2 protein-coding genes are annotated in these 2228 nt (G+C 74.0%); both read right to left on the reverse strand.

Features of this window, described 5'->3' with window-relative positions; genetic code table 11:
* Positions 1-84 precede the first annotated feature (84 nt).
* On the reverse strand, positions 85-1224 hold the full coding sequence (nagA, locus tag FNH04_RS45160; protein WP_322725699.1) for an N-acetylglucosamine-6-phosphate deacetylase: 1140 nt from the start codon (positions 1222-1224) through the stop codon (positions 85-87).
* Positions 1225-1319: 95 nt separating this feature from the next.
* Positions 1320-2228: ROK family protein (locus FNH04_RS45165; RefSeq protein ID WP_152792024.1), on the reverse strand; the 909-nt coding region annotated here is incomplete at its 5' end.

Here is a 2228-nt window from a genome sequence, read left to right on the forward strand (position 1 = left end):
GCCCCTGGGTGGGGCCCCTGCTCGAGCGAAGCCGAGAGCTGGGGGAGGAGCGGGTAAGGGCGGCGGGGGCGAGGATCCCGGGGCTCAGCCCGTTGACGGGACCCGTAGCCACTCGCCCCGCCGCATCACGCCCCGCAGAGCGAACTCCGCATCCAGGACCACCAGATCCGCGTCCTTGCCCGGCTCCAGAGAGCCAACCCGGTCGTAGATGCCCAGCAGCTTCGCCGGGTTGGCGGAGATCGCCGCGACCACCTCCTCCACCGGCAGCCGGTCCACGGTGACCGCACGCTGAAAGGCACGGTCCATCGTGAGCGTCGAGCCCGCGATCGAGCCGCCCTCCACCAGCCGTGCCACGCCCTCGCTGACCTCGACCTCCAGCGGCCCGAGCTGGTAGCGGCCGTCGCCGAACCCGGCCGCGTCCATCGCGTCCGTGATGAACGCGACCCGGTCACCGCCCGCATGGCGGAACGCCAGCTCCAGGGAGGCCGGATGGAGATGGATACCGTCGTTGATCAGCTCGACGGTGACCCGCTCGTCCTCCAGCAGGGCCGCGACCGGCCCGGGCGCCCGGTGCCCGAGCACGGGCATCGCGTTGAACAGATGGGTCGCCACGGTCGCACCCGCGTCGATCGCCTCCACCGTCTGCTCGTACGACGCGTCCGTGTGCCCGACCGCCGCGATCACACCGTGCTCCACGAGAAGCTGTACCGAGTCGATACCGCCCGGGAGCTCCGTCGCGAGCGTGACCATCCTGGCCTGCCCCCGCGCCGCGTCGATCAGCTTGCGAACCTCGGCCGGATCCGGGTCCCGCAGCAACTCCTCGGAGTGCGCCCCCTTCCGGCACGGCGAGATGAACGGCCCCTCGAAGTGAATGCCCGCGATCTCCCCCTGCTCGGCCAGCTCGGACAGCAGCCCCGCGCGTTCGGCGAGGAAGCCCATGTCCACGGTGACCGTCGAGGCGACGAGCGTGGTCGTGCCGTGCAGGCGGTGGGTGTGGATGCCCCGGAGGATCTCCTCGGCCGTCCCGGAGGTGAAGGACGCGCCGCCGCCACCGTGGTTGTGCACGTCCACGAAGCCGGGGACCAGCCAGTGCCCGGTGAGGTCGAACACCTCGGCGCTCTCGGCGGCCCCGGCGGCGTCCTCCGCGATCCGCGTGCCCTCGACGATCACCCGGCCGCCGTCCACGATCCCGGTGGGCAGCACCACCCGGGCGCCGGAGAGCACCGTGCACGGCGCGCCGCGGGACGAGCCGCCCGAGGAGCGAGGGCCCTCCGGGGCACCGGACAACACCGGGCTCCGCCGGTTCTGCTGAGCGGCCATCAGGTGGTTACCTCCGGAGTCGTAGGGGCTGTAGGAGTTGAAGCAGCGGTCGTGGAAGGCGCGGACGAGGCGGTCAGGAGGTCCCAGGCCAGGAGCCCCGCGCCCAGGCACCCGGCGGTGTCCCCGAGGGCCGCCGGAACGATGGACGGCAGCTTCTGGAAGGTGACGCGCCGCCGCACGGCGTCCCGTAGCGGTGTGAACAGCGTCTCCCCGGCCTCGGCGAGCCCGCCACCGATGATCAGGGTGCGCGGGTCCAGCAGGGTGAGCGCGGTGACCAGCCCGTCGGCGAGAGCGTCCACCGCGATCTGCCAGACCTCCCGCGCGCGCGGGTCGCCGGACTCGACGGCCTTGGCGCAGTCCGCCGCGTCCGCCTCGGGATCACCGGACGCCGCGGCCCAGGCCTCACTGACGGCGGCCGCGGACGCGTACCGCTCCAGACAGCCGCGCTGCCGGCACGGACACGGCGTACCACCGGGCCGTACGACGATATGGCCGATCTCGCCCGCGAAGCCGTGCGCGCCCGCCTCCACCGTGCCACCGATCCCGATCGCCCCCGCGATCCCCGTGCCCAGCGGCACGAACAGGAAACGGTCCGCGCCCAGACCCGCGCCGATCCGCCCCTCGGCGAGCCCGCCGGTGCGTACGTCGTGGCCGAGCGCGACCGGGATGCCGCCCAGCCGCTCGCTGAGCAGCGCGCGCAGGGGTACGTCGCGCCAGCCGAGGTTGGCCGCGTACACCGCGGTGCCGTGTTCGGCGTCGACGATGCCGGGGACGGCGACCCCGGCGGCCGCCGCGGGCTCGCCGAAGCGGCGCTCCCCGTACGCGCGCAGCTCGGCGGCGAAGTCGAGGATCGACTCGACGACGGCGTCCGGTCCGCGCTCGCGCCCGGTGGGCCGGCGGGCCTGGTG

It is taken from the genome of Streptomyces phyllanthi, assembly GCF_009377205.1.
GTDB classification, from domain to species: Bacteria; Actinomycetota; Actinomycetes; order Streptomycetales; family Streptomycetaceae; genus Streptomyces; species Streptomyces phyllanthi.